General features: G+C 45.4%; 23 protein-coding genes and 1 pseudogene. 12 read left to right on the top strand and 12 right to left on the bottom strand.

What is annotated here, in order from left to right; all coding sequences use genetic code 11:
- Window positions 1–41: 41 nt before the first annotated feature.
- The gene (locus tag U4956_RS12760; protein WP_323091069.1) at window positions 42–194 is read right to left on the bottom strand and encodes a hypothetical protein; all 153 of its coding nucleotides are present in this window, start codon (window positions 192–194) and stop codon (window positions 42–44) included.
- A 208-nt stretch (window positions 195–402) separates the two neighbouring features.
- On the opposite strand from U4956_RS12760, the gene U4956_RS12755 reads away from it, so the two are divergent.
- Window positions 403–693: a hypothetical protein gene (locus U4956_RS12755; protein ID WP_323091068.1), complete on the top strand. Its 291-nt coding sequence runs from the start codon at window positions 403–405 to the stop codon at window positions 691–693.
- A gap of 146 nt (window positions 694–839) precedes the next feature.
- On the opposite strand, the gene U4956_RS12750 is transcribed toward U4956_RS12755, so the two are convergent.
- A complete protein-coding gene (locus U4956_RS12750; protein WP_323091067.1) occupies window positions 840–2,213 on the bottom strand; it encodes an IS4 family transposase in 1,374 nt (457 codons plus the stop codon).
- A 561-nt stretch (window positions 2,214–2,774) separates the two neighbouring features.
- On the opposite strand from U4956_RS12750, the gene U4956_RS12745 reads away from it, so the two are divergent.
- The 6 genes from U4956_RS12745 (at window position 2,775) to U4956_RS12720 (ending at window position 9,172) form a co-directional block, all read left to right on the top strand.
- Window positions 2,775–3,725 (top strand): ABC transporter substrate-binding protein, encoded by a 951-nt coding sequence (locus tag U4956_RS12745; protein ID WP_323091066.1) that lies wholly within the window; start codon window positions 2,775–2,777, stop codon window positions 3,723–3,725.
- Window positions 3,726–4,733: an iron ABC transporter permease gene (locus U4956_RS12740; protein WP_323091065.1), complete on the top strand. Its 1,008-nt coding sequence runs from the start codon at window positions 3,726–3,728 to the stop codon at window positions 4,731–4,733.
- Complete coding sequence (locus U4956_RS12735; protein ID WP_323091064.1) at window positions 4,726–5,700, top strand: FecCD family ABC transporter permease; 975 nt, start codon at window positions 4,726–4,728, stop codon at window positions 5,698–5,700. Before U4956_RS12740 ends, U4956_RS12735 begins: the two co-directional genes overlap by 8 nt.
- A 4-nt stretch (window positions 5,701–5,704) precedes the next feature.
- Complete coding sequence (locus U4956_RS12730; RefSeq protein WP_323091063.1) at window positions 5,705–6,550, top strand: ABC transporter ATP-binding protein; 846 nt, start codon at window positions 5,705–5,707, stop codon at window positions 6,548–6,550.
- A gap of 301 nt (window positions 6,551–6,851) precedes the next feature.
- Window positions 6,852–7,223: a BlaI/MecI/CopY family transcriptional regulator gene (locus tag U4956_RS12725; protein WP_323091062.1), complete on the top strand. Its 372-nt coding sequence runs from the start codon at window positions 6,852–6,854 to the stop codon at window positions 7,221–7,223.
- Window positions 7,220–9,172, top strand: coding sequence for a M56 family metallopeptidase (locus U4956_RS12720; protein WP_323091061.1), 1,953 nt, complete (start codon window positions 7,220–7,222; stop codon window positions 9,170–9,172). The genes U4956_RS12725 and U4956_RS12720 overlap by 4 nt, the downstream gene beginning before the upstream one ends.
- 206 nt (window positions 9,173–9,378) lie before the next feature.
- Here U4956_RS12720 and U4956_RS12715 read toward each other — a convergent pair whose 3' ends face one another.
- Together U4956_RS12715 and U4956_RS12710 are read right to left on the bottom strand one after the other, a co-directional pair.
- Window positions 9,379–9,693: a hypothetical protein gene (locus tag U4956_RS12715; protein WP_323091060.1), complete on the bottom strand. Its 315-nt coding sequence runs from the start codon at window positions 9,691–9,693 to the stop codon at window positions 9,379–9,381.
- An 81-nt stretch (window positions 9,694–9,774) separates the two neighbouring features.
- A complete protein-coding gene (locus U4956_RS12710) occupies window positions 9,775–10,911 on the bottom strand; it encodes a glycoside hydrolase family 3 N-terminal domain-containing protein (protein ID WP_323091059.1) in 1,137 nt (378 codons plus the stop codon).
- Between U4956_RS12710 and U4956_RS12705 the strand changes: the two genes are divergently transcribed.
- Window positions 10,910–11,215, top strand: coding sequence for a hypothetical protein (locus tag U4956_RS12705; RefSeq protein WP_323091058.1), 306 nt, complete (start codon window positions 10,910–10,912; stop codon window positions 11,213–11,215). The two genes, U4956_RS12710 and U4956_RS12705, sit on opposite strands and share 2 nt — an antisense overlap.
- A gap of 298 nt (window positions 11,216–11,513) precedes the next feature.
- On the opposite strand, the gene U4956_RS12700 is transcribed toward U4956_RS12705, so the two are convergent.
- Window positions 11,514–11,768 carry a hypothetical protein gene (locus U4956_RS12700; protein WP_323091057.1) on the bottom strand — a complete coding sequence of 85 codons (255 nt, stop codon included), beginning with the start codon at window positions 11,766–11,768 and terminating at the stop codon, window positions 11,514–11,516.
- A 64-nt stretch (window positions 11,769–11,832) separates the two neighbouring features.
- Complete coding sequence (locus U4956_RS12695) at window positions 11,833–13,800, bottom strand: hypothetical protein (protein WP_323091056.1); 1,968 nt, start codon at window positions 13,798–13,800, stop codon at window positions 11,833–11,835.
- Between the two features lie 218 nt (window positions 13,801–14,018).
- Here U4956_RS12695 and U4956_RS12690 point away from each other — a divergent pair, with 218 nt between their 5' ends.
- From U4956_RS12690 to U4956_RS12675, 4 genes are all read left to right on the top strand, one after another.
- A complete protein-coding gene (locus U4956_RS12690; protein ID WP_323091055.1) occupies window positions 14,019–15,176 on the top strand; it encodes a S1C family serine protease in 1,158 nt (385 codons plus the stop codon).
- Between the two features lie 458 nt (window positions 15,177–15,634).
- Window positions 15,635–16,606 (top strand): L-lactate dehydrogenase, encoded by a 972-nt coding sequence (locus U4956_RS12685; protein ID WP_323091054.1) that lies wholly within the window; start codon window positions 15,635–15,637, stop codon window positions 16,604–16,606.
- Window positions 16,607–17,328: 722 nt separating this feature from the next.
- On the top strand, window positions 17,329–18,510 hold the full coding sequence (locus U4956_RS12680) for a GYF domain-containing protein (protein ID WP_323091053.1): 1,182 nt from the start codon (window positions 17,329–17,331) through the stop codon (window positions 18,508–18,510).
- Window positions 18,488–18,874, top strand: a complete 387-nt coding sequence (locus U4956_RS12675) for a DUF2752 domain-containing protein (protein ID WP_323091052.1) — start codon at window positions 18,488–18,490, stop codon at window positions 18,872–18,874. Before U4956_RS12680 ends, U4956_RS12675 begins: the two co-directional genes overlap by 23 nt.
- A 348-nt stretch (window positions 18,875–19,222) precedes the next feature.
- On the opposite strand, the gene U4956_RS12670 is transcribed toward U4956_RS12675, so the two are convergent.
- The 6 genes and pseudogenes from U4956_RS12670 to U4956_RS12645 form a co-directional block, all read right to left on the bottom strand.
- Window positions 19,223–19,963, bottom strand: a complete 741-nt coding sequence (locus tag U4956_RS12670; RefSeq protein WP_323091051.1) for a metallophosphoesterase family protein — start codon at window positions 19,961–19,963, stop codon at window positions 19,223–19,225.
- A 542-nt stretch (window positions 19,964–20,505) separates the two neighbouring features.
- Window positions 20,506–21,405: an ROK family protein gene (locus U4956_RS12665; protein ID WP_323091050.1), complete on the bottom strand. Its 900-nt coding sequence runs from the start codon at window positions 21,403–21,405 to the stop codon at window positions 20,506–20,508.
- A gap of 389 nt (window positions 21,406–21,794) precedes the next feature.
- Window positions 21,795–22,526 (bottom strand): annotated as a pseudogene (locus U4956_RS12660) (DUF5131 family protein).
- A 386-nt stretch (window positions 22,527–22,912) separates the two neighbouring features.
- Complete coding sequence (locus U4956_RS12655) at window positions 22,913–23,347, bottom strand: Spx/MgsR family RNA polymerase-binding regulatory protein (RefSeq protein WP_323091049.1); 435 nt, start codon at window positions 23,345–23,347, stop codon at window positions 22,913–22,915.
- Between the two features lie 308 nt (window positions 23,348–23,655).
- Window positions 23,656–25,290, bottom strand: coding sequence for a DAK2 domain-containing protein (locus tag U4956_RS12650; protein ID WP_323091048.1), 1,635 nt, complete (start codon window positions 25,288–25,290; stop codon window positions 23,656–23,658).
- 11 nt (window positions 25,291–25,301) lie between these two features.
- Window positions 25,302–25,661 carry an Asp23/Gls24 family envelope stress response protein gene (locus tag U4956_RS12645; protein ID WP_323091047.1) on the bottom strand — a complete coding sequence of 120 codons (360 nt, stop codon included), beginning with the start codon at window positions 25,659–25,661 and terminating at the stop codon, window positions 25,302–25,304.
- Window positions 25,662–25,725: the final 64 nt, after the last annotated feature.

Below are 25,725 nucleotides of genomic sequence, written 5' to 3'. Positions count from 1 at the left end.
TATTCCAAAAAGCAGGCAGCAAAAAAGGACTGTCTCCAGTCCTAGGCCAACTTTAAAGCCAGCGTAATCGCAAACAGAATCAGAAGAATGATTGCAGCAACCATCCAGCCGGTTTTTGCTTTTTTCAAAGCGGCAATTTCTTTGTTCGCACGTTCGAGCTGATGCTGATATTCTTCTTTGCATGTATTGGACATAGTTCGTTCTCCATTTGTCTTTCATTTTAGCATCCTGTCAGTCCGACTACAGAATTCTCTGGCAAAGAAATCCTGCCAGAAACCAGATTGAATCCAAAAAGTGGGATGTCTTTGCTTCCTTTTCCAAAATTTACCTGGCCAGTAAAGAAAAGGCAGCTGTATTGAACGCCTGGTGATGCTATCCTGGAATTGCGAAAAGGAGAAGCTTATGGCAAAGATCGAAATTTCAAACCTGAAAAAGGGATCCAGGGAGCGATTCATCCCTCAGCAAAGTGTAAATGCAGAGTATTTCGTGTTTCAGCAAGGGCCGACGCACTGGTTTCAGATCGATACCTATGGATCGGCAGGTCGTAAAAATCCCGAGAAATGTTCACAATCCATCCGGCTTGATCGCCCGAATGTCATCAAACTGATGCACATCATGATTGACGAGCTTAAAATTTCGGCTGACGAACTCTATCCGGATCTCATCAACAATCCCTCTTCTCAGTTTTTCTGAACTTCTTTCTGGCTCTGACCTTACGGTTCGCCGGTTTTTTATGCCATTGTTTACATCTGTCGCTTCGTTATTCGAATTAAGATTTCATAAAATTATAAGGTTTACAAGAACCGGTTTTTCCTTCATTAAATGCGCGTATAACGCACTTATCGATAGGTGAACCATATCAAACGATTGGGATGGAGATTTCGTTTGAAGCTCCTTTCCGGCCGAACGGGCAGTTTTTCTCTGAGCAGCTCCTCGGTCAGAGCCTGAAACTCCGCTTTTGTAATTTGACGAATCGTTCGATTCTTCGTCCACTTCGGGGTGAACGTGTTCCTGATAGCCCGTATCGCCTTAGTTGTATTGATTTGGTATTCATAAGTTGTCTGATTCTCTTCTTTATTATCTGATTGAGATGATTCAAGAACACACTTTTTGATCTCGGAAACCAGATTGTAGAAGATAAGGGATGAATAAATCTCCTGAATGATGTATTCTGCTTTTATCGAGTGGATACGTTTCATTCCTATTCCATATTTAAGCCAGGAGAAACTCTGCTCGATTCGCCACCTTAGGTGGTAAATAAATCCAAGAGCCTCCGGAGGAAATTCTGCTTCATCCAGATTGGTAATCAGTCCTTCCCAGACGTTGTCGCCAATCTCGATAGCTACCACCCTGCAGTCAAAATCAATAAATTCAGATTCTGGATCAATCTGTCTCATTGATTTTTTGACCAGGTATTTCATCTGGGGGTTTTCTTTTTCTCTTTTTCTTTGGTGGTGGGTAAGAATGCGGCTGATCTGCTGGTCTTCTGTATGGTCAAGCTCTGTATAAGTCAGGCAGCTATACTCTCGTTCTTTCATACGTATGAGGTATTTGTGCCCTAAGGATTCAATAAGCTTACACAATGGGTAAGAGAAATACCCTCTGTCCATGACAAAGAGAAATGTCTCGCCAGGATAAGCTTCGTGAATCTCCTTGACCATTTTCATAGCAGCGGCCCGTTCGTCTTTGGACCTCTGGTCTTGAGTGACGATGGCTAAAAATTTGTCATTAAGTACGTCATAGGCAGCGTTAATGTGAATACCGGCCCGGATGATGGTTTCCTTGTTCTTGGCATAAATGATGTAGTCAGGTTCATCTTCATTTGGCGCAACAGGTTCATTGGTTCCATCAAAGGCTATTACCCTTAGCCCTTTATATTTTTTATCCATGTAACAAAGTGCCAATGTGGCTTTGTGCAGTGCTGAAAATACGCTGACTGGAGTCTTGGCTTTTGTCTGAACAAGTGCCGAAGCAGATGGTCTTACACTGCCCATGCCGAAATAGTTCATGGATAAATCGGAGAGTGTTGATCCATTCCCGATAATGGATGTATTCAGGAAATGGAACAAGTTTATTTTTGATGATCGATAATGACTTCGTGAGAAAGCTCCTGTTTGAGAAGCAAGAATCTTCTCCTGTTTGTGGGCAAATTCCTCAAGGAATTTCATGAATCTTTGATAAATCACGGACGGCGAAGTAACTTTAGTTGCCATATTTTCCTCCTTATAAAGTTATGTTTTCAACGTGATAAGGATTAAATTAGATAATTATGGAGTTATTGTCAAAGTTAATTTTCGTTAAACCAGAAAACATAAAATCCACCATCTGTACACGGATGGTGGACAAAAACTAAGCTAAATGACATTGCCCTATAATTTCTAAGACAAAGAGCGGGATTGCCTTTCTGTTAAAATCCGTTCTATTCCCTTTTTCGTGAATGGAATGCAGATTCTTCTTTGCTTTTCATGATAACTTTTGATTCTCACTTCCTCTGGTTCAGAAACGAATCAGAGGTTTTCTTCTGATTGGTCTGCCATCTGTAATGATGACTCGGCAAGCGGCAGGCTGGCTGCTCAGATTCAATCCAGAATGTCCAGTCAGAAAATCTGTTTCGAAAAATCAATTTTTCAGCAAAAGTCTGGAACCACTTACTTGTGCAAATCAGACCCTGTTTTTGAGTTATATAGCGCAAAATGCAGGTGAAGTAAATGACACATGGCATTCAGTTAGTGTAAACTAACTTCGTTCATGCACAGAGAAAGGAACAGTGAATCATGACGCATACTCTGAAACAGACCAGCTGGATGGCTAAAGCGGCTGTCCTGTTTACCGGATTGGCTATGGCTCTTTTTCTGATCGGTTGTCAGTCTTCTGATCCTTCAACCAGCTCCGAAACGCGGACGGTTGAAACCGATAAAGGCGAAGTAGAAATCCCAGTTAATCCTGAAAAAATCGTCAGTGACTATTATTTAGGCGAATTTCTCGCTGTCGATGTAAAACCAGTTATCGCCTCCCCTTACGCCCTCAACAATCCTTATTTAGAGGGGATGACTGAAGGCATTGAGCCGATGAACATCACTTCGGCTGAAACGTCTCTCGAACAGATCACCGCTGCCAAGCCGGATCTGATCGTCACCATCACGGAAGCGGATTACGACAAGTATTCCAAAATCGCCCCTACGGTTTACATCCAGGATGGGAAACGTTCCGATGAAGAGACTTTCCATTATATTGCTGACCTGGTTGGCAAATCCAAAGAAGCAGACGAGTACATCGCTGCGTTCAATGAAAAAGTTGAATCCAAGAAAGACGAAATTCAGTCCATCGTCAACGGCCGGACCGTTTCCATTCTGGAAATGTGGCCGCAGGAAATCTATACCATGGGCAGCCACTTTGCCCGCGGCGGATCGATCCTGTATGACATGTGGGATCTGAAAGCGCCAGAAGCCATTCAGTCCACAATGGTCGATGGCGATGAAACCTACAAAGTCATCTCGCTGGAAGCTTTACCAGAATATGCCGGCGATTTCATTTTATATGGTGTCCTGGATGGGACGGACCCGGCTTTCGTAACTTCCTCCAATATGTGGAATGCGCTGCCCGCCGTTAACGAAGGCCGCACTCTTCCTTATGAACAGGTTGCCTTCATGCATCGCGATCCAATCACCTTAAATAAGCAGGCAGACATGTTCATCGAATTCTTTGAGAATTTCAAGGAGAACTAAATGATGAAGACCAGTACGAAGAAAACAATCTTCTTTCTGGTGGCCGCAATGATCGCAGTGATTTTCACTGCGATTCTTTCTATATTCCTGGGAAGCACACAGATTTCCTGGCAGAAAGTTCTGAGTGCCTTCTTTCTGGGCGATATGACGGACCACCAGCAGATTGCCATTCTGGAACTGCGGCTGCCGCGAACAATCGGTGACATTCTTGTCGGTGCAGGGCTGGCCGGAGCTGGGGCGATAATGCAGGGGATGACCCGTAATCCTCTGGCGGATTCCGGAATTCTAGGCATCAACGCCGGGGCTTCATTCGGGCTGGCGATGTGTCTGGCGTTTTTAAGCAATGTCAGTTTTGGCTTTACAATTCTAGCTTCCTTTCTGGGGGCTGCGATGGCAATTTTTCTGGTCTTCGGACTGCTGCTGCTCAAACGGCGCAAGCTGGATGCCGCAAGACTGGTTCTGGCCGGGCTTGCCGTGAGCATGCTTTTAACGGCGCTCACCCAGGGAATTTCCATTCTGACCAATACTGGACAATCATTAACCTTCTGGACGGCCGGAGGAACTGCCGGTATCCGGATGGATCAGCTTCAAATTGCTGCCCCGATTCTGCTGGCTGCGATCGTTGCCGGCATTCTGCTTTCCAGACAGGTCTCCATTCTTTCACTGGGAGATGAAGCGGCTCAGGGACTGGGGATTAATCTCAACCGTTCGAAACTGATGTGTCTGTTGATTGTGCTTTTGCTTTCGGGAACCAGCGTGGCCCTGGCCGGACCAGTGGGATTTGTTGGTCTGCTGGTTCCCCATCTGGTCCGCCGGTTTGTGGGCAACCGCTATGAAGCGGTGATCCCCTGCTCAATGGTTCTTGGCAGTGCGCTGATGCTTGCAGCCGACCTGATTTCCCGGACGATCAATGCGCCAAGTGAAACGCCGGTCGGCTTTATTTTTGCGATTGTCGGCGTTCCAGTTTTTATTGCCATATGTCGCAAGGAGGGGGCAGAAGATGCGTAGAAAAGACGTCCTGCTGATCAGTGTGCTTTCTCTTTTGCTGGTCGTTGGTTTATTGATTGATCTCAACGCAGGATATGCTCAGATTCCAATTCTTGAACTGTTTTCTGGAAATCCGATTCTGCTCAACCTGCGCCTGCCCAGAGTTCTGGGCAGCATTCTGGTCGGCATCGGACTGTCTCTTTCCGGAGCTGTTTTACAGGGCGTAACCCGCAATGACATGGCTGAGCCAGGCATTCTGGGCATTAATGCCGGAGCCGGACTTGCCATTGCTGTGTTTATTGTCTTTTTCGAGGGCGGCCAGATCAGCTCTTCCTTGAGCTATTCGCTGATGATGCCAATTCTGGCTTTCATCGGCTCAGCTTTGACGTTCTGGATTGAATACCGGCTGTCGTACTGGCATGGCAAGGTTCATCCGAAGCGCATGCTTTTGATGGGTGTAGCCATTTCGCTTGCCATCAGTTCTCTGACCACGATTTTGATGCTCCAAATGCCGGATTCCCAGTATGCGTTTGTCCAGAACTGGATTGCAGGCAATATCTGGGGGGCTGACTGGCCCAATATCATTCTGCTGTTGATCGGGATCTCGATCCTGGGCTGGCTTGTCTACTCCCGTTCTCGAACCCTCAACGGTCTGATGCTTGGCCATGATACGGCAGTTGGCATCGGCATTGATGTGAATAAAGAATCCCGGATTCTGCTGATCAGTGCGGTCGCTTTGAGTGCCTTTTGCTGCAGCATTGGCGGCGGGCTGAGCTTTATCGGACTGGTTGCGCCGCATCTTTCGCGAAAGCTGGCTGGTCCAAACTATATCCATCTGCTTCCAGTCAGCGCGCTGACTGGCGGGGTTTTACTGGTGTGGGCCGATATTATTTCCCGTACCTGGTTTTTACCATATGAAATGCCGGTTGGCATTACGGCAGCCGTAATTGGTGCTCCATACTTTTTGTATCTGCTTGTAAAGGAGTGACTCGATGACAGAAAACAAGACCAATTCCTTTGATTCCTTCAATTCTTCCAAGACCACAGAACCCGCCATGGAAGGACTGCATCTGAAACTGGGATACTCTGGCAAGACGATCATCCCAGAGATGAATGTTCGAATTCCGAAAGGAAAAATCACCAGCATCATTGGCCCCAATGGCTGCGGCAAATCCACGCTGCTCAAAGGGCTGGCCAGGATTCTTCCGGTTCAGTCTGGAGAAGTACTTCTGGAAGGTCAGAACATGAAAGATCTGCCCACCAAAGAAATCGCCCGCAAACTGGCACTGCTTCCGCAAGGCCCACAGGCCCCGGCAGGACTCACTGTCCGTGAACTGGTGGGCTTTGGCCGGTATCCGTACCAGAAAGGCTTTGGAGCTTTAAACGAAGAAGATCGCAAAATCATCGACTGGGCGATGAAGGAAACGCGTGTGGATACTCTGGCGAATCGGGCTGTCGATCAGCTGTCCGGTGGTCAGCGTCAGCGAGCCTGGATTGCGATGGCTTTAGCTCAGGATACCCCAATCATTTTGCTGGATGAGCCAACCACCTATCTGGATATGGCCCATCAGCTGGAAATTCTTCAGCTGCTTGAAAAGCTGAATCGTCAGCAGCATAAAACCATTGCATTGGTCATTCACGACCTCAACCTGGCAGCCCGCTTTTCCGACTATCTGGTCGCTATGAAAGATGGCCAGATTCGCTATGAAGGAAATGTAGAAGAGATCATGACTACTGAGATGTTAAGAACTGTCTTCAATCTGGATGCCTACATCGAAAAAGACCCCTGGACGGACAAACCGACGATGGTCACGTATCGATTACTTGAATCTGATTGACAAAGCTCAATCTCGTCTGGAATCTGTTAGTCAGATTCTTCCCTTCCTCGAAGAGCTTTATGTCCATTCTTCTTCAAGATTTGCAGCAGGAATGCCTGCTGCTTTTTCTTTGCCTGTCTTTTCATCCCTTTACTGCCCTTTACTGTCTGCACACTTCCATCTTCCTGACACTTTTTTCCAGTTTGCAGAGTCTGTCTTCTCAAATCAGAAGAATTCATAAGCAAGAAGTCATTGTGTTTTTTGTCTACAAATGTAGAATATAAATAGAAAGTCTACTATTATAGACAGAAAGGAGAAGCTGATGGAACGGATCCGGATTAACGAAAGCGAATACCAGTTTCTGCAGATTCTGTGGGACCTAGAACCCTGCCTTCAGCCAGAGTTAGCGGCAGCCTGCCTGGAGAAACTCGGCTGGAAACGGACAACAACCTATACTGTCATTAAACGCCTGGCTGAAAAAGGAATTGTCCAGGTTGAAAACAGGCAGGTTCATGCTCTGATCAGTCGGCAGCAGGCCCAGGAAGAAGAAATCGAAAACATGATTGAAAAGAAATTCTCCAACTCAGTCCCTTCTTTTCTGGCCGCCTTCACCCGCAAGGTTCATCTGACAGAAGAAGACGTCGATGAGCTGCAGAAAATGATTGATGAGATCCGAAAGGAGAATCCAAAATGACCGATCTTTTTATCGACATCGTGATTGTCTCTTTAGTCGCAAGCGTGATGTTTGGAGCCATTCTGCTTTTTGACAAAACCTTCTCTAAAACATCCGCCAGGCTGAAAATCCTGCTCTATGGTCTTCTGTCCCTGCGGCTGGTTCTGCCTTTATCCTGGTCGTTTACTCTGCCCTTTACGCTTCCGGATTCAATTGGCCAAACAAACTGGAGCTCAGATTCCATGCAAAAACAATATGGCCAGAATTTTGCGTCTGATGACGCGCTCTTTGAAGCCATCCAATCGGATCAGGCAGCGAAAGTGGATCTGCCTGCTCACAACGAAATGAATCCAGACCAAAATCCAAGCTTGACGAAACCAGCAGATCAGACCAAATCTTCTTCTTTGCAGCTGGCCTTTTGGTCTGCGCGGATTCAAAGAAGCCAGCCATTGCTTTCGGCTCTGAATGGAATCTGGATCGCAGGAATCTTTTTAATTTTGGGCTATGGCCTGTTTCGTCTTTTACGGATCCGATACAAGCTGGCTGCTGCCCTGCCGCTCACCGATCGAATCTGGAAGTCAGATCAGATCCAGGAACCTTTTGTCTGGGGACTCTGGCATTGGAAGATCTTTGTTCCGACCACCATGGATTCAAACCTGCTGCCTAGTGTTGAAACGCATGAAACGACCCATATTGCGCGTCTGGATCCTCTCTGGAAAGCCTTGGCTTTTGTATTGCTCGCCGTTTACTGGTTCAATCCCATTCTTTGGTTTGCCTATACCACTCTGAACAAGGAAATCGAAAAAGCCTGTGATGAACAGGCTGTAGCCGATATGGATGGCGCAGCCAAAGCCGATTATGCCAGCGCTTTGCTGCAATGCACACTGCCTGGCAGAAAACGTCAGCTGCTTCTGGTTCCCTGTTTTGGCGCTTTGAGTATTAAAGAGAGAATCCGCCTGATTCATACTCCACCTGCCCATTCAAAAACAGCTCTTGCAGCGGCATGCGCAATGGCTGTTGTTTTGACGGGATGTCTTGGAACTCCGGCCGAAAAAGCTTCTGCTTATCTTTCCATGAATATCAATGAATCGGATATATGGTATTCCTCTCCGGTTTTCCATCCGGTCCAGAATGAGGTAATCCTCAAGGCCGATCAAACGGATTCAACTTTCAAAATTCAGGCTGTCTCACTCAACCGGCATCAGCTGATTGGAGATCCTCTTGAATTGACCGCTGATGATTCCGTGACAATTTCAAATGTCACTGACGACTTCAGGATCTGGATTTTACGTGATTCTTCAAAGAAGAAAGACCAGACAAACGATCACTCCAGGGACGTCAGCCTGAATATAGAAGGGGCTTCGATGGTCGAAGAAAATGAGGTGATCAATTCTGTAAAAACTGCCTACGTTGGAGATCCTTCCGCGGTTGGCAAGGTAGAAGGCGCTCTTCCCTATCCACCTGACTGGACCATTGAATCCACCTCTTTACAGACCGAAAAAGAACCGTATGGAATGACGATCTCCTTCAATCAGCCAAATTCACCTAGTATGGAACCAATTATACTGTCCGATTGTGCGCTGTTTGCCTTCCGATCTATTGCCAATCTTCAGACCCTTACCTTCATAAACAACAAGGCTGACCAGAAGAATATTAGAAGTTTTGATCGCTTCGAGCTTATGAACCGTCTCCAGATCAAAATTGGCCGAGACGATATCGTCCGCCTCGAAGTGCATTACCAGCCCAGCGAGAACAATTCTGTATATACTGGTGATATCCCAATCAGACAGGGAGAATTATTCACTTGTGCAGTTACGAATCAAACTGATGATGTTACGATTGACGCCTATACAAAGGATGGCAAATGCGTCTTTTCAAAAACAACCCAGATAGAGAATCTTTTAGCTGAGCCCATCACTGAGGATGGCTGGACGATTGCAATAGTCCCTGTTTTTAATGACCAACCTTAAGTTCTTCCCTTCTTTCTTTGATCTGCTTATGAACTACTCACTTCTGAATTGCAGGAGATCCAAACTGGATGTCCTGCTTTTCATTTCATTCTTTGGCTTGCAGCCAATATCCTGAATCTCTGACTGTCCTCTCTTTTGAAAAGCGTCAAAAGGGACGGAAACCTGATACGGCAACCATCCCTTTGATGTGAATTGGAATGAAGAGATCACTTCTTATGATGATCTTTACGAAAGATCCTGCGTAAAAAAGAAAATCGTTCTCCTGGAACCGAGTAATCCCGGATAAAGCTTGTAATTGCGAAAAAAGCCAGGATCAAAGCTGGAATCAGAAAGAGCGCTCCTCTGAACATAACCACATTAAAAAACAGCCACTTTGTCTCTGCGGGATCTTGCAGATCGTTTGCCGCCATAATCATCGGCAGCGATTCATTGAAATGAACCCAGTCATCATGCAAAGTAAAGCCAAACCAGACGACCAATAAGGTAGCTCCTAAAAGCAGCAGTTTCTGTGTTCGATCCATTCCTTCTCTCCTTTCTGTTTATCCATCCATTCATCTGCTCAATGAACAAATGACAAAGCTTATCTTTGCTTCCATTGTGAATTACTGATCGAATTCTGTCGAGAGCTGGTTCTGACTTTTGGCCAGAGCAAGTTTTACGCGAATAATTCTGCGAACCGATTCATCAATTCGATCTTCGCTGATCTGGCCGCTTTTGACTTTATCCACCAAAGTCCAATAGTTACTCTGGAAGTTTTCCGGCATCAAAATCAGATCTGTTCCGGCACTGATCGCCCCGCCTATCGCATCCGTAGAAGAATAGCGGCTCGTGATGGCCTTCATCTCCATCGAATCCGTTACGATCAGTCCCTGAAACCCCATCCGATAGCGCAGGATACCGGTCAGAATATCCGGTGATAAAGTGGCTGGAAGCTGAGAATTGGTGACATTGGGTAAAGCAATGTGAGAAGCCATAATCAAAGGCATCTTTTCATCTACCGCCTCCTGGAATGGAATCAACTCGCAAAAAAGCAGTTCATCGAGCGTTTTATTTGAGTACGTATAGCCTTCATGCGAATCTTCGGCTGTATCGCCATGGCCTGGAAAGTGCTTGTAAACCGGCAATACATCCTGATCTAACAATCCTTGGCCAAAAGCCAGCGCAAACTGGGCAGCTTTCTGAGGATCATTGCCATAGGTCCTGTCCTGCATCACCGGGTTATTGGGATTGGTCAGCACGTCCATCACGGGAGCAAAATCCAGGTTGAATCCCAGATCATGAAGATGCCTGCCAATCTTGCTTCCTTCCTGGTACGCCTGATTTGCATCTCCCGTATCAGCAATCTCCTGCGCCCCTGGCTCATCGATCTGGCCCAGAATGCCGCTTCTGGCTATTCTTGCCACGCTTCCGCCTTCTTCATCGATACCAAGTAAGGCTGGAAGTCCAAGTTGATTGATGGAAGCCTGATTGGTCTGAGCAAGCAGGTTTTGAACCTGGTCAGCACTTTGCAGATTGCGCCCAAAGAGAATGATTCCTCCCACGGGAATGGACTGCTGCATAGCAGCAATCTGGCTGTAGTCAGTCACTGTCACTTCCCCATTTTCATTTGGAGCAGCAGATGCATCCGGCAGTAAAGCTTCCGGTTCAACAATAAACATCTGCGCACACTTTTCTTCCAGGCTCATCTGGTCCAGAATGGCTTCCACCTGCTTCTGGTCGATCGCCAGAAGATCCTCCATGAGTGTATCTGATTTGGTTTGTGTAGTTGCTGTTGTTGATGAAGACTTGCTTGCAGTCTGGTTGGAGTCCGAAGAAGACGAACTCTGGTTTGAGGCCTGCTGGCTGGTGTCGGCTGCACTCTTTGAACTTGACTCACTGCCTGCATCGTCACTGGAAGAGATCACTGCAGCTGTTTCTGTGCTTGGGGCAGTGTCTGAAAACGCCGACGCTGACAAGTCTGAATTCGGTCTGGCGCATCCTGCTAAAGAACCGGCCAAGGATAAGGTCAGCATGAATGCGGCGAGCTGGCTGCCCATCTGTTGATTCTGGAACTGTTTTGGTTTCCATTTCAGTTTTCGATTTAGTTTTCGATTAAAATTTCTGTTATTCATTGCATCATCCCGCTTTCTTTCGAAAAGTCAATTTCTGTTTTCATCTCATTCTATCCTGAATCCAGACTGTTCAATCCTGTTTTCGTCCTCATTCAATTCGTGCTAAAATCCGATACAAAAAAGCTCTCTGCCTTCCCTTTCTGGAATCAAGCAGAGAGCTATGGGTGTAAAGGTCCAGTTTCTGTAAAGACTGGCTTTCACGTCAGGCGGCTTTTTGCAGCCTGACTGGTTTATTCTTTTTCGTCAGTGTCTTTATTGTGACGTTCAGTGCTCTTCAGTGTCAGGATGTATGTTCCGTCTTCTGGGAACTCGCTGGTGTCTTTCGGGTCGGCGATGATTTCCAGCTCACATGGATAGCCTTTGGCTTCCAGAGCATTTAACAGGCCTTCTTTTCCCATTTTCTTGACAATACGAATCCCGCATGCACAGTTTGCATACTGATCCAGGCATGAAAAGATCCACTGTGGAATTTGAGCAGTTGCCATTCTAGTCCTCACTTCCTGTCCTGTAATCTTACCTGACTTTTTTCAGTCTGTGGTCAGGGATGATTTACTTCTGAAGAATTTCAAGAATTTTTGGATAGTAGTCGTAACGGCCATCGATTACGCGTAAGGCATCCTGAGCGATGTTTTTTGCGCGCTGCAGATCGAATGGTTCATAGACATGAGCAAAACGATAGTAGATCTGGTCTTTGAGCTGGTTTTCACGCAGAACATAGCCATATCCGCTGTTTCCATTCTGGTAGTCGCCATGTTTGATGTACAGGTCGGCAATATCCATTAATGCACGGTTCTGCCAGTTCACCAGATCATCAAACTGAGCCATAACACCATAGATGAAGCCTTCATAGTACTTCACGTCGTTGTACTGCCAGCCTGGCAGGATTGTGTAAGCAACAGTCATAAAGCGGTCGACCAGTTTGTTCAGATCCGCTGGAATGATCTTCCCTACTTCTTCGAGAGTATGCAGGTTGTTGTGTTGTGCATAGATAAGGATCTTGCGAACGTCATCAAGCAGATCTTTGTAGATTGCAGAATCGTTCAGGCCGTCGTTAATCAGGATACGGTCAATATCCGCGTTGATTTTCTTGGCAAGATCAACATTGTCAGCCGCTTTGTTTGGCAGAGTTGCAGCAATGCGGCGGCATAAGTATGGAATGACGGAAGTGTCGAATCCATCAACCGCAAATGTATAGTCCTTATTTGCGGTAATTGCTTTTTTCATATACTGATCGATTTGTTCATCCAGATCAATGGCATGGGTCAGCTCGTTTTTGAGGGTATCCATATCGATATCCAGCCCGAGGGTCTTAGCCATTTCAAGCAATGTGTAATCGTCTAAAGAATCATAGAAAGCATTCTTTTCTTCTTCTGGTACTTCAGCAGTTTTCGCTTCTGGGGCGTTTTTGGCTTTAGCAGCCAGGGCTTTACGACTTTCCATAGCAGCATTCTTTTCAATTTCGGCAATAACCACTTCGTAAGAAGTTCCTGGAACTTCCTTGATCAGCTTGAGCAGTCTGTTTTCTGCCTGAGCTTCTTTCATGATATCGTTGGCAATCTGATTGCCAGCTGCTTTAGCAGATACGGCTTTAGCAGATTTGGCAGGTTTCTTATACAGTTTTGCAGCTTTCGCGGCAGCAGCCTTAGAACGGGCAGCCAGGTTTTTCTGGGCGCAGCCTTCAGCGAATGCTTTAGCAGCCAGAGTCTGGCGGCTGAGCTGTTCTGGCGTATATGGAGTATCTTTCACTGCATCGACCGCTTCGATAATCTTGGCACCAGCGAGGGCTTCTGCTTTCAGTGTCTTTTCAGCCGCTTTGATTTCGGCTGGAGTCTGATTGCTTTCGGCAATCACTTCTGCTTCTTTGGCAGCTTCTACCTGAGCTGGAGTTTCTTTTTTGGCAGCTTTTTTAGCCGCGGGCTTTTTCGCAGCTGCTTTCTTGGCTGGAGCTTTTGGAGCTGGAGCAGCAGCTTTTTCTTCTGCTAACTTATCGACGGCTTCAATGTATTTTTCGCCGGCGATGGCTTCTGCTTTCAGTGTTGCTTCAGCCGCTTTGATTTCGGCTGGAGTCTGGTTGCTTTCAGCAATCACTTCTGCTTTTTTGGCAGCTTCTACCTGAGCTGGGGTTTCATTTTTCACTGGTGCTTTTTTAGCCGCAGTTTTTTTAGCGGCAGCTTTCTTGGCTGGAGCTTTTGGTTCTTCTTTAATTTCTTCTGGTACGTATGGTTTTACTTGATCGACGGCTTCAATATATTTTTCACCGTCAATAGTTTCTTCCTTTAATGTGTTCAGTGCTGCATTAATCTCGGCAGGTGTCTGATAAGATTCAGCGATCACTTCTGCTTCTTTGGCAGCCGCTACTTTCTTTTCAGCGGTTTTTGTTGCTTTATTTGCTGAAGCAGTCTTCGTGGCTGCAGTTTTCTTAGTCGTTGCTTTTTTGGTCGCAGTTTTCTTAGCGGCAGCTTTTTTTACAGTTGCTGCTGCATCTGCTTTGACATCAGCTGTTTTCTTTGGTGACATGAATAAACCTCCTGTCTGTCTCTATAAGTATAGCATTCCTTCCATTTTCCTATGACATAATTACTGTTTTCAACTCCCAACTAATGCATCATTGACAAGAGCATTTTTTAATCTTCCTTTAAAAAGTTTTTCTATACTTGATTCAGAACTAGAAAAAGAACAAACAAAACACGCTTTTTTTTAGCGTATTTCAGATAGAAAGGATCAAAAATAAGATTATGGAAAATAACATTCCACCACGTGTGCCCAAACGCAAGTCCACCGCGAGAAACGGAGCTGTCATCGGAATTACTGCGGCAATTGGTATTTCTGCCGTTGTTTTGTCCGGTGTAGCCGGTTATGCAGGCGCTTCCTATGCAATTGATCAAAAACAGTCTGGGTCTGTTACAGCGCCAATCACAGACAAAACATCATCCTCTCTGGATGGAAATACAAGTGTAAAAATATTAGATATCTCGGATATTGTCGCGAAATTGAAACCATCGGTTGTTGAAATTTCTACCGAATCCGTATCCAGCGGAAATTCCATTTTTGGACAGTACGTTTCGCAGGGCGCCGGCAGCGGCGTTATCCTTTCTGCGGACGGCTACATTGTCACAAACAACCATGTAGTCAATGGAGCAAATTCCATTAAGGTCAAAACCTATGACGGCCAGGAATATGAAGCCACACTGGTCGGCACTGATCCTCAGACCGACGTTGCGGTCATTAAAGTCGATGCGACGGATTTAAGCCCGGCTACCATCGGCAGTTCGGATGACATTCAGGTCGGTGAAGCAGCGATCGCCATCGGTAACCCGCTTGGATCTCTGGGGGGCACCGTGACAACAGGAATCATCTCAGCCGTCGGCCGTGAAATTACCATCGATAATGAAACTATGACTCTGCTTCAGACGGATGCTGCCATCAACCCTGGAAACTCCGGCGGCGGTCTGTTTGATGTCAATGGTGAACTGATTGGTATTGTCAATGCCAAGCAATCCGATACGGGTATCGAAGGCCTGGGCTTTGCAATTCCAATTTCAGATGTCACTTCCGTCATTGATGATCTCGTGGCTCATGGTCAGGTAACCACCCGTCCAGTCCTGAACGTTTCCTTGCAGCAGGTTCAGAATTCCACTTACTATGGCCAGAACCGGACCATGGAACCTGGCGTCTACATCGTTCAGATTGTTGAAGGCGGAACTGCTGATTTAGCTGGTCTGCAAATGGGAGACCGCATTGTCTCTTTCGACGGCCAGGAAATCAGTTCGAACGCTGAGGTAAAAAACATCCTGAAAAAACATGCTGTCGGTGATGTCGTGCAGATGGTTGTTGACCGGAATGGTGAGCAGGTCGAACTGGACATCACGCTGCATGGTTCCGAAGCAGAATGATCGACTCTATTCTTTCTGTCTACGGATCCGCAATCTAGAACCCAGCCATTCCCAGATCCGGCTGACCGAGTTTCTGGATTGAAGTCATTCCATTGATCCGCTTCATTATTTCTTCCCGCTGTCCTTTTTGGCAGCGGGATTTTTTATATCTGGAGCTGTTTCTGAATCCTGTCCGTACAGAAAGAGAAAGCGGTCTGATTCAATATTAAAATATGCCATTTATGAACATAAAGAGATCAAATCAAATCCGATCCAGACACTTCTCTTTTTCAGAGAGTCCAGTGTTTTTCAGATCATAGCTGTCAATTCATCTGATCTTTAAGTAGCGTATGCTGGAATCAAAAATAAGGATACACTAACTTTCATACACTCTGATTTCCTTTTCTTTTCCACTGACATTTTTTCTCCTCATTTCTCGCTCAAAAGCCTTATAATGAGACAAACAGGAGGATTTACTAATGTCAGATGAAAGAATTACCAAACGCCGCATTATGCTTGTCGGAACGGGCTTTGTAGGCATGTCTTTTGCCTATTCAATGCTGCAGGAAAAAGGAATCGACGAAATGGTTCTCGTCGATGTAAACGAAGACAAAGCACGTGGTGAAGCGATGGACCTGACCGATGGTCTGGTTTATGCCGATACAAAAATGAAGGTTTACTCTGGAACTTACGCTGATGCCGAATTCTGCAACATCGTAGTTCTGACTGCTGGTGCTGCACAGAAACCAGGTCAGTCCCGTCTGGAACTCGTAAAAATCAACGCCAAAATCACAAAAGGAATCTGCGAACAGCTCAAAGCCAACAAGTTCAAAGGTATCCTCGTTGTTGCCAACAACCCTGTTGACATCATGACCTATGTTGCCTGGAAGTCTTCCGGTCTGCCAAAAGAACACGTCATCGGATCCGGTACTGTTCTCGACACTGCCCGTCTGCGTGTTGAACTTTCCGATCTGCTCGGATTTGCTCCTTCCAACATCCACGCGTATATCTTAGGTGAGCACGGTGACTCTTCCTTCGTAAGCTGGACAAACAGCTACATCGGATGCAAATCGCTGCTTGAATACCTCGATGAACAACAGATCTCCTTACTCAAACTGCAAAACGTTTATATTGAAGTGCGTGACAAAGCCTATAAGATCATCGATCTGAAGAAAGCCACCTACTACGGTATCGGTCTTGCCTTAAAACGGATTGTTTCTGCGATCCTGAACAACGAACACTGCATTCTGCCAGTTTCCTCTTATCAGGATGGTCAGTATGGTCAGTATGGTTACTTTATTTCCACTCCAACCGTTATTGGAAGTAATGGTGCGACTCAGATTCTGACTCTGCCACTCAACGAAAACGACCAGAACCGTTTCAACAATTCTTTCAACACTCTGGTTTCAACCATTAAAGAGAATCTCGCCGATATCATCGACGTTGACTAATCCCCGGTTTTCCCATTCCTTTGAAGGATCCGCTTCATTGGAAATCCTCTGAAGACTTTTGTGAGAAGGAAAGTCTTTATCGTACAGGGATACAGTCACATGATCAGAGAACTGTCCATTGGATGGTTCTCTTTTTATTTGCGGCTCTGTTCTTTAGATCCTGTGGGTCCTGTTTTGAATATCCTGTTCCTTCAGCCGGCGTTTTTATAAAATGACTTTTGGTCTGCCCATTGCGCTTTTCTGGGAATTTGACCGGCTTAACTGCTTAAGTTTTCGTTTATTCATCGAATCTCTCCACTCCCTGCTCCCTACCTTCTTTCTTTTGCTTCTTTCGCTGGTGATTCTTTTTGATCCTCGCTCAAATGAACAGTTATCCAAGTCAGATACCACGTTCGTGAGTAAGTTTCATACCTGCCGCCATAAATTCAGGTAGACTGAAGGCAATACAAATTCACTGCCCATTTCAGTCTCCAGTTCTGAAATTGGTCTGATCTGCAAACGTCCCAGTTCATGAAAGATCAGAAAATGAACAAATAAAATTGGGAGGCATCTATTCAGATCCGGCAGACAAATCGGTCCAGATCAAACCAGAAAAAATGAAAACATACAGAAATCGGAAAATATTTCTTGAAAACAGTGTTTCTGTTAAGCATCTTTTAAGATTTGTCTGCCATACTTCAGACGCACGAATATCTTAGAGACGACTTAAAGGAGATTATGAGATGAAAAAATGTCCAGTCTGCCATACCGAATCGGATGACAATGCAAAATTCTGTCAGGAATGTGGTCATCCATTTAATTTCGAAGCGGCAGAAGATCATACAAACATAGAAGGATCCGCTGATCTTTCAAAGGAAGCCGTTCAGGAAGTTTCCAATGAAGTTCAGTCTGACTCCTCCGAACCTGCTTATCACAACGAACCAATCGCCACGTTTGAAAATACTGAAGACCAGTCTGTACAGGCTGAAACCCAGACGGATCCAAGTGAACCTGTCCAGGATCTGGGCGAGCGCTGGTATTATGTAGAATCTGGAAAATCCAAAGGTCCTTTTTCCAGAAGCCAGTTCCTGGACTTAATTGTCGATGGAACGGTTACACCAAGAACCTATGTCTGGACCAAAGGTATGGACGAATGGACATACCTGAAAAACACTGCTTTATATGGCAGGGATAACAATCAGGAAACTGCTCCAGCCCAGCCAGAAGCGCCTGTTTTTGAACAGAACACAGTTTCGGAATCTGGCTCTTACACCCAGCCACAGTCGGTTTTACGCAATGAGGAAGCCGAAGATCAGCGCTGGTTCTATGTGGTTAAAAACCGCACCGTTGGTCCATTCTCCACCGAAGTGATGATCCGCAACATCCATCAGGGAATTATTGATGGTTCGACTTACGTATGGAGAGAAGGCTACGATGACTGGAAACACCTGGCTGATACTCCATTTGCCCAATACCTGCCAGATGACAGCTCCCGTTCTTATTCCACAACTGGTGAGTCTTTTGATGATCGTGGGGGCTACTCCCATAACAACTACACCTCTTCCAATGTGGAAGGTGTTGTCCCAACCCGCAATATCATGCTGTATCTGCTGTTATCCATCGTCACCTGTGGAATTTTTGAACTTGTCTGGTTCTATCTGATTGCTGCTGACATCAACAAACTTTGCATCGCCCGCGGCCGCAGACCATTAACCGATCCAATTCTGGTTCTGGTTTATTCTTTCCTGACCTGTGGAATCTATTCAATCTACTACTTCTGGAAAGCTGGAAACACACTGTATGAACTCAATGAAGGCCGTCAGCCAAGCGTTGGCGTGATTGCGGCAATCCTTGGTCTGATTCTCCAGCCAGCAGCTCTTGCGATCATTCAGGACCAGATCAATGGCATGGCTGAAAACGACTAAAACCAGCCCAAATTCTTATTTTCACCGCTATGGCAAATCACTTCTGCTGATCTGCCTGCTGGCGATTGTGGTTCTGGTTATCGGCTACCATTGTCCGTTTTATGCAGTCACCCACATACGCTGTCCCGGCTGTGGAATGACCCGCGCCCTGATTGCTCTTCTGATGGGCAACTGGCGCCTTTCGCTGACCTGGCATCCGATGCTTATCCCTTCAATCATTCTGGGTCTTCTAGTTTTTCTTCTCTGGAAAAAAAATCGGAAGGCAGCCCAGATACTTGTATGGATCTGGATTAGCGCCATGCTCGTTTGCTGGATCTATCGGCTGATTTATGTTTTCCCCTATGACTACATCTGGATGCGCTGACTCTTTGCGGTCATGAGTTGTACCGGGGATTCAGTTCTGTCCCAATAAGACACAGAATCAAAATCCAGAAATCCTGCCCTTGAAGCGCTGGCTGCTTTGATTGTTCAAAGTCCGCCAGCGCTTTTTCTTGCACTGCCCTATTTTCCAATTACCAATCGGAAAATAGGGCTAAGCCCCAGGACCAGATCATCAAACGTGCGAGCTTAGTGAATCCTATATAATAGGGCCGGAATATAATAGGGCCGGGAATTTATATAGTTACAGGAATTCAAGTCATACCAAATAAAAATGCCAGAACTTTTGATGTGCTGATCAGAAATTCTGGCATTTTTGCAGCGTCTGTTTGTTTTACTGACTGACTTGATTCGCCTGTTCAATCAGCTGATCCACCTCTTCGACCGTATTAAACAGGTTGCAATGTGGCCTGGAGTCCAGAATCTCTATGGAATCCAGATGGTAATGACCTGAGAACCAGATCTTGTAGTCCAGTTTCTTGCGAATCTCTTCCAGAAAATCAATCTGGTTGATTCGATCATCACTGTACAAATCCATGTTCACAGGATATTTAGTTGAAAGTGAATGAGCAGCCGGGACATCATGGCTTAAGACCACATCAACTTTCCAGTTTCTCTCATCCAGAATCATACGGGCATGCTCTGCTTCTTCTCTGGAGAAAATCTCCTCATTCCACCAGTTCATCCCCTGCTTGCGAAATTCTACATCATGGGAAAAACCGCCTCCTAAAGCCAGCCAGCTTTTTCCACCGAAGTCATAGACTTCGCCGCGCAGCAAGTGGAAAACATTTTTCCGGATCTGCGCTGCCCTGCCCCCTTTCCAGTCCACCACTGGAAAAGTATTGAGAACATCAAAATTCTCATGGTTTCCATCGATGAAGACAGTTGTCCAGGGCAGGCTTTCAAACCAGTTCATCCAGAACCGGTCCGAGCTTCCACCATCCCAGATACAACCAAAGTCACCGCAAATTACCAGATAGTCTTGATCTGTCATTGTCTGCCCCGGAATAAACTCCCGGGGATTAATTTTATGAATGTCAAACGCCCCATGTGTATCACTGGTAAGATAGACCATCTCTTAACCTCTCAAATCTAATCTCTTTTTCTGCCGAACTATTTCTAATTTATCTGAAAATCAGTCTTGTTTGTATACATTTTAAATAAGATAACGAATTTATGGCAAATAGTTGCATTTCGCGGCATTGTGTAAACGGTTTCCGGATGATCACAAAAACTAACGGCAATTTTCTGTATTGATCATAATTTACATCTTAATCTGTCTGTTTGATTTTAAATAATCATATTTTCAGGAAATATCGAGTATTGTTATGTTTGATTCCACAAAGATTGGTTATATGAATCGACATATGATCGAATTTACTGAAAATAAGATCATTTGTGTTAAACGGTCTTTATTTCAGATAATTATAAATCATAGCCGAAGATATTATCACAAATTCCGATCTTTGTAAGCAAAATTTCTAAAAAACGTACCCGCGAAAAAACGGCCGCCGGACAAAGCCGATGGCCGCTTCAATTCAATTCTTAAAGTAAAAATCCGGATCAATTTTTCTGAGCATCTTTTGAAAACCAGAACGGGGGATCAGATTTGTCTGCTTATTTGCCAGCTTTGGAGAAAGCCAGATAAGCCGCACCAAGCAGGCCCGAATCTTCAGAAAGTGAAGATGGACGAACGTCGACATACTGATCTACCGGTGGGAAGACTTTTACTTTTACGCGATCTTCAACATCTTTAACAAAGCCGTCGATCTTCATGGCAACAGAACCGCCAAGGATAACGATTTCAGGATCAGTTACCGCAATCAGCGTTGCAATCATGTTAGCCAGATATTCTTTAGCATCATCCATGATTTCAGCCGCTGTTTCATCGCCCTGAACAGCCAGGTCATTAACTTCACCAGCGTGAGCAACATCCAGACCGGCTTTGCGGGCCCGCTTTGTAATGGCTGTACCAGAGCAGATGGCTTCAACAGCACCCGGGCTTAAACGGCCATGGCTAGGTCCATTGCGCCATAAGATGCAGTTTGCAACTTCGTGAGCGAAACCATGAGCACCATTTACGATTTCTTTGTGAACAACCTGTCCAGACCCTAAACCTGTGGATACCGTTAAGAACTGAACAAAGTCTTTATCCTTGCCATCACCGACTACAGCTTCAGCAAGTGCAGCCAGGTTCGCATCATTTTCAAGGTAGCATGGCAGACCTGTCATTTTCGTGATTGTTTCTGGAATGGAGAATGTCCACCAGGACTCATTCAGGTTAGGCGTATTAATGATGTAGCCTGTTTTCAGGTTAAGCGGTCCTGGGCAGGATACACCGATCCCAACGATGTCCTTATCAAATCCTTGAATGACTTCCCTGATTTTTTCCAGGGTTTCCTGTGGATCATCTGGATTGGTTCTGAACTGGATTCGTTCAATCAGGTTCATATTCTCGTCGACGAGCGCAACGCGGGTATTTGAACCTCCAATATCAATACCGATTGAATATTTCATTTTATTTCCTCCTGGGAATTCTGAATTCAGTTTATCATAGCCAAAGTATTTATGATTCTTTTTTCGGCAACTTATCCTTCTTCATTCAAAGACATAAATTTTCTAGTCTGCTCTTTACTTTGAGCACAATCCAGTTCTTAGCGCTTTCTGTTCCCCTATGAATAGAAAAGCGCTTTAAACAAAAGGAAAAGCCTATTGATTTCAAGTTGGTCTCAGAATTTTGGGCTGGAACGAGTTCAATTCCACTCTTCTGATATTCTGGATGTCCAAAAGAAAAAAAGGATGAATCTGGATACAAGATTTTGCAAAGGGAGAAAACGCTTTATGTTCTGCCTGGCACTGACATCTTTCAAAAGGTCCTATTCAAAAGGACATCTTCTGTCTGGCTATCAAAGCGCTGTGTCGAGGTTTTTCGCCCGATAATTGATATCGGCTTTTCTGGCCTGTCGACTTAGCTGCCGAGTTGGAATTCGATAAAGCCGGCCATCTTTTCGAAAATTGGTGCTGCACTGACGAAACTCAAAACTCACATTCTGACGGATGCATTGGTCTTTCAAATCCAAAACCCATGCATAATCAAGCAGGCGGCCGTTACGGTCTGATTCACCTCCGACAACGACCAAGTCAATTCCCTCCAGATAGGATTCAAGACTAACCGTCCCAATCATCGGCTGAACAACAATGCACTTATGCCGGATTGGCAGTTGCTGAAAAATCGGCAGTTTTACATCGGCATTTCGCTGATTTTCCACTGTGCAGCCGACAATCACATTGTCATATCCTGCCCCCCAGTCAGCAGGAACGCATTCAAGAAAGCGCCTAATTCATTTGGTCAGAAACAGAAACATACAATCCGGACGCTGTTTGATCATCTGCCAGCAGGCCGGCCGCCATGGATCTGCTTCTTCAATGAGAAAGTCACTTGAAAAACAAAGATAAACTATCCCTGCTTTTAACTTTGGTTCACCATTCTTCTTTTTTTCCAGCGGTTTGAAAAAATCTTTTGTCTGAACAATCTGGCTGGTATCGACACCTCGCCGGGCATCTCCTTTATGAATATAGCAATGCAGACAGCCATCACTGCATCGATGACAACCACGCCACGGATTCCAGACTGCCATCTTCCATCTCCCCTTCTCTTCTTGCTCTTCTCTTCTTCTCTTTTTCCATCATAATCGACACCCAGAATGATTTCCAGATCGGCTGGTCATGACTTGTCAATGGTCAATGTAAGAGTATCCTGATTCAGTTCCAAATGGATTTTCCGATCCGATAGAAAAAGTCTGTCAAGGGATAAATAGACAAGCCAGCCAATGGAGAATCTTTTGGCTGAAAAACCTTTCTACTGGCCGGTTTACTGATTGGTCCAGGGTGTCCTTTTTCTTCTTTACATTTTTCGATCAGTTCCACATCACTTGAATCCAACAAAAAAAGTTCATGCCAATTTGTTATGGCATGAACTTTTCTGGTCAGATTTTTACAAACTGTTCGCCTGACTTTTCTGAAACTAAGCTCTTTTTTTCGAACGGGCTTTCAGGACTACGGTTGTGCTGGCAAGATGATCCATATAATCTTCTTCTATGCGCCGCTGTCCCATTGGAACCAGAGCCGTGATTTCATCATCGTCATAGCCAACGACAATGGTTCGTTCCGATAACATGATCGGTCGCTTTAAGATCGATGGGTTTTTCTGAATCAGTTTGATCAGCTCATTGAGTGAGTAGTCATCAAGGCTGCGCTTCAAGGTCTGGAAGGCTTTGGAGCGGGTAGAAATAATATCGGAAGTGCCGTTTTCGCAACGGGAAAGAAGATATTTGATCTCGCTTTCCTGCATTAGGTTCGAAAAAATATTCTTTTCAAGAAAAGTGATGTGGTTGTCCTGAAGCCACTTTTTAGCTTTTCGACAGCTTGCACACCCTGGTGATGTATAGATAATGACCATATAAAGCCTCTCTTCAGCCGGCTTCCCGACTTTATAAATCAAGGATATCACCGTCCAGAGTGATTATTTGGATTTTTGCCTGTATAAGATTTGTACGAAATGTAATTAATGTTATTTAACAATGCATATAGCTTTACTTTCCGCCATAAATAAAAGCGGGCCGTTCAACCCGCTGATTTTTGCTTCGATGGATCTTAGAATCTGTCAGTAAATCGGAAGCCATGGAAAAGGCCTCCATATTGTGAAGGAAAAGAACCTTTGTGTCACGCAGGATTCCCGGTTTTAACAGATTCCATTTTCTGCGGCGGCTATTCAACACCAATCAGGAATGAATAGACCGGCTGTTTTCCGTTGTAGACTTCAACTTCAGCTTCGGAGAAAGAAGCAATAAAGTCGGCCAGCTCGTCAGCCTGTTCTTTCATGGCGTCTTCGCCATAGATCAGGGTAACCAGCTCGGAGTCTTCATCGATCATTTTCTTTAAAAGATCTCTGGTTACTGCCATCATGTCTTCCTGGGCATCGACAATTGCTTTGCCCAGAATACCCATGTACTGTCCAGCCTTGATTGGCAGACCTTCATAGGTTGTATCTTTAATGGCATAAGTAACCTCACCGGTTTTCACGCCGCCGATCGCCTCTTCCATGTCAGCCAGATTGTCTTCCAGAGAAGCATCTGGATTGTACATGATACATGCGGACAGACCCTGAGGGATTGTCTTGGCAGGCAGGACATGAACATCTTTGTCTTCCATAACATCAGCAGCCTGCTGAGCAGCCATGACAATGTTGGAGTTATTTGGGAAGACGAAGATATGATCGCAGTTCAGCTTTTTGATGGCACTGATGAAGTCTTCCGTGGAAGGGTTCATCGTCTGTCCACCGGAGATTACAATATCCACACGCAGTTCTTTGAACATTTTCTGGATACCATCCCCAGCAGCCACCGCAATCAGACCATATTTCTTATGTTCGCCAGCAAGCTCTTCTTCCTGCTCTTTTTCACGGCTGAGAATTTCCTCGTGCTGATCGGACATATTTTCAACTTTCAGTTTCATGAAGCGTCCTTGACGTTTACCCATGCGAATCGCAGTGGCCGGTTCAAGGGTATGAACATGAACTTTGACAAGGTCTTCATCCTGTACGCAGACGATCGAGTTGCCAATCGCAGCAAGCTCGTCTTTGAATTTCGCTTCGGAGAAGTTTTTCATTCCTCTGGAAGACAGCTGGAGAATAAACTCCGTGCAGAAACCATATTCGCCTTCGCCGCCTTCGACTTTAGCCTGTGCACTTTCACCAGCGGCTGCCGACTGTTCGAGTTCAACCGGTTTGCCCTCCATGGCAAGAGTCATTCCTTCCAGAATGGCTAAAAGACCTGCACCACCAGAGTCAACAACACCGACTTCTTTTAAGACTGGCAAAAGATCTGGTGTCGTATCCAGAGAGATCTTGGCTTCTTCAACCATTTTCTTCATGACCTCGGTGCAGTCTGTGATTTCATCGGTTGCTGTATAGGCATAGGTGTAATCCGCCGCTTCACGGATAACTGTCAGGATTGTTCCTTCTACAGGACGCATAACCGCTTTGTAGGCAACCCGGCTTCCGTTGACCAGAGCCGACGCCAGCTGCATGGCATCCAGAGTATCCAGATCTTCAACAGCCTGATAGAAGCCGCGGAAAATCTGAGAAGTGATAACACCAGAGTTACCACGGGCACCCATTAAAAGACCACGGGAAAGAACTTTGGCAATGGCCCCTACTGTATCTTCCGGGCATTTCAGGGCTTCTTTGACTCCGTTTGTAAAAGTCAAAGACATATTGGTTCCAGTGTCTCCATCTGGAACCGGAAATACGTTCAAGGCATCAATTCTGGCCTGGTTGTTGGCCAGATTATTCATGCCGGAACGCAGCATTTCTTTAAAAATTTTACCGTCAATCCGTTCCATTGCGCGTCTCCTTACTTAACAGTTCTGACGCCCTGAACGTTGAGATTGACAGCTTCAACTTTGACTTCCAGGGTTTTTTCAAGAACATAACGAACACGCTGCTGCGCGGCAACCATGACTTCGGACAGTTTGATTCCCTGCAGAGCGATTACATAGATATCGAGAATTAAAGAATTACCATCCTGGCGGACGATTACGCCGCGAGAATAGTTTTCCCGTTTCAGAAGTTCAGCCCAGCCATCTTTCACGACCTTCTGGCTGGCCATTCCGACAATTCCATAACATTCATTGATAGTTCCGCCTACAAGGTTGGCAATGGCATCTAATGAAATTTCAATGTCTCCATATTCGGTAGATTTATGAATCGGCATGTTTTCCTCCAGTACGATGTTTGTGAGTCGTACGTATTTTTACGAACTTCATGAATGTCTTAAG

The sequence above is a fragment of the Allobaculum sp. JKK-2023 genome (assembly GCF_034745455.1).
Classification (GTDB): domain Bacteria; phylum Bacillota_I; class Bacilli_A; order Erysipelotrichales; family Erysipelotrichaceae; genus Allobaculum.
Note: the sequence above shows the minus strand (reverse complement) of the source record. Positions and strands in the feature narration are given on the sequence as shown.

Coding starts and splice junctions, on each gene's coding strand:
- U4956_RS12760 (WP_323091069.1), bottom strand. CDS start 194: ATGTCCAATACATGCAAAGAAGAATATCAGCATCAGCTCGAACGTGCG.
- U4956_RS12755 (WP_323091068.1), top strand. CDS start 403: ATGGCAAAGATCGAAATTTCAAACCTGAAAAAGGGATCCAGGGAGCGA.
- U4956_RS12750 (WP_323091067.1), bottom strand. CDS start 2,213: ATGGCAACTAAAGTTACTTCGCCGTCCGTGATTTATCAAAGATTCATG.
- U4956_RS12745 (WP_323091066.1), top strand. CDS start 2,775: ATGACGCATACTCTGAAACAGACCAGCTGGATGGCTAAAGCGGCTGTC.
- U4956_RS12740 (WP_323091065.1), top strand. CDS start 3,726: ATGATGAAGACCAGTACGAAGAAAACAATCTTCTTTCTGGTGGCCGCA.
- U4956_RS12735 (WP_323091064.1), top strand. CDS start 4,726: ATGCGTAGAAAAGACGTCCTGCTGATCAGTGTGCTTTCTCTTTTGCTG.
- U4956_RS12730 (WP_323091063.1), top strand. CDS start 5,705: ATGACAGAAAACAAGACCAATTCCTTTGATTCCTTCAATTCTTCCAAG.
- U4956_RS12725 (WP_323091062.1), top strand. CDS start 6,852: ATGGAACGGATCCGGATTAACGAAAGCGAATACCAGTTTCTGCAGATT.
- U4956_RS12720 (WP_323091061.1), top strand. CDS start 7,220: ATGACCGATCTTTTTATCGACATCGTGATTGTCTCTTTAGTCGCAAGC.
- U4956_RS12715 (WP_323091060.1), bottom strand. CDS start 9,693: ATGGATCGAACACAGAAACTGCTGCTTTTAGGAGCTACCTTATTGGTC.
- U4956_RS12705 (WP_323091058.1), top strand. CDS start 10,910: ATGAGTGTATCTGATTTGGTTTGTGTAGTTGCTGTTGTTGATGAAGAC.
- U4956_RS12710 (WP_323091059.1), bottom strand. CDS start 10,911: ATGGAGGATCTTCTGGCGATCGACCAGAAGCAGGTGGAAGCCATTCTG.
- U4956_RS12700 (WP_323091057.1), bottom strand. CDS start 11,768: ATGGCAACTGCTCAAATTCCACAGTGGATCTTTTCATGCCTGGATCAG.
- U4956_RS12695 (WP_323091056.1), bottom strand. CDS start 13,800: ATGTCACCAAAGAAAACAGCTGATGTCAAAGCAGATGCAGCAGCAACT.
- U4956_RS12690 (WP_323091055.1), top strand. CDS start 14,019: ATGGAAAATAACATTCCACCACGTGTGCCCAAACGCAAGTCCACCGCG.
- U4956_RS12685 (WP_323091054.1), top strand. CDS start 15,635: ATGTCAGATGAAAGAATTACCAAACGCCGCATTATGCTTGTCGGAACG.
- U4956_RS12680 (WP_323091053.1), top strand. CDS start 17,329: ATGAAAAAATGTCCAGTCTGCCATACCGAATCGGATGACAATGCAAAA.
- U4956_RS12675 (WP_323091052.1), top strand. CDS start 18,488: ATGGCATGGCTGAAAACGACTAAAACCAGCCCAAATTCTTATTTTCAC.
- U4956_RS12670 (WP_323091051.1), bottom strand. CDS start 19,963: ATGGTCTATCTTACCAGTGATACACATGGGGCGTTTGACATTCATAAA.
- U4956_RS12665 (WP_323091050.1), bottom strand. CDS start 21,405: ATGAAATATTCAATCGGTATTGATATTGGAGGTTCAAATACCCGCGTT.
- U4956_RS12655 (WP_323091049.1), bottom strand. CDS start 23,347: ATGGTCATTATCTATACATCACCAGGGTGTGCAAGCTGTCGAAAAGCT.
- U4956_RS12650 (WP_323091048.1), bottom strand. CDS start 25,290: ATGGAACGGATTGACGGTAAAATTTTTAAAGAAATGCTGCGTTCCGGC.
- U4956_RS12645 (WP_323091047.1), bottom strand. CDS start 25,661: ATGCCGATTCATAAATCTACCGAATATGGAGACATTGAAATTTCATTA.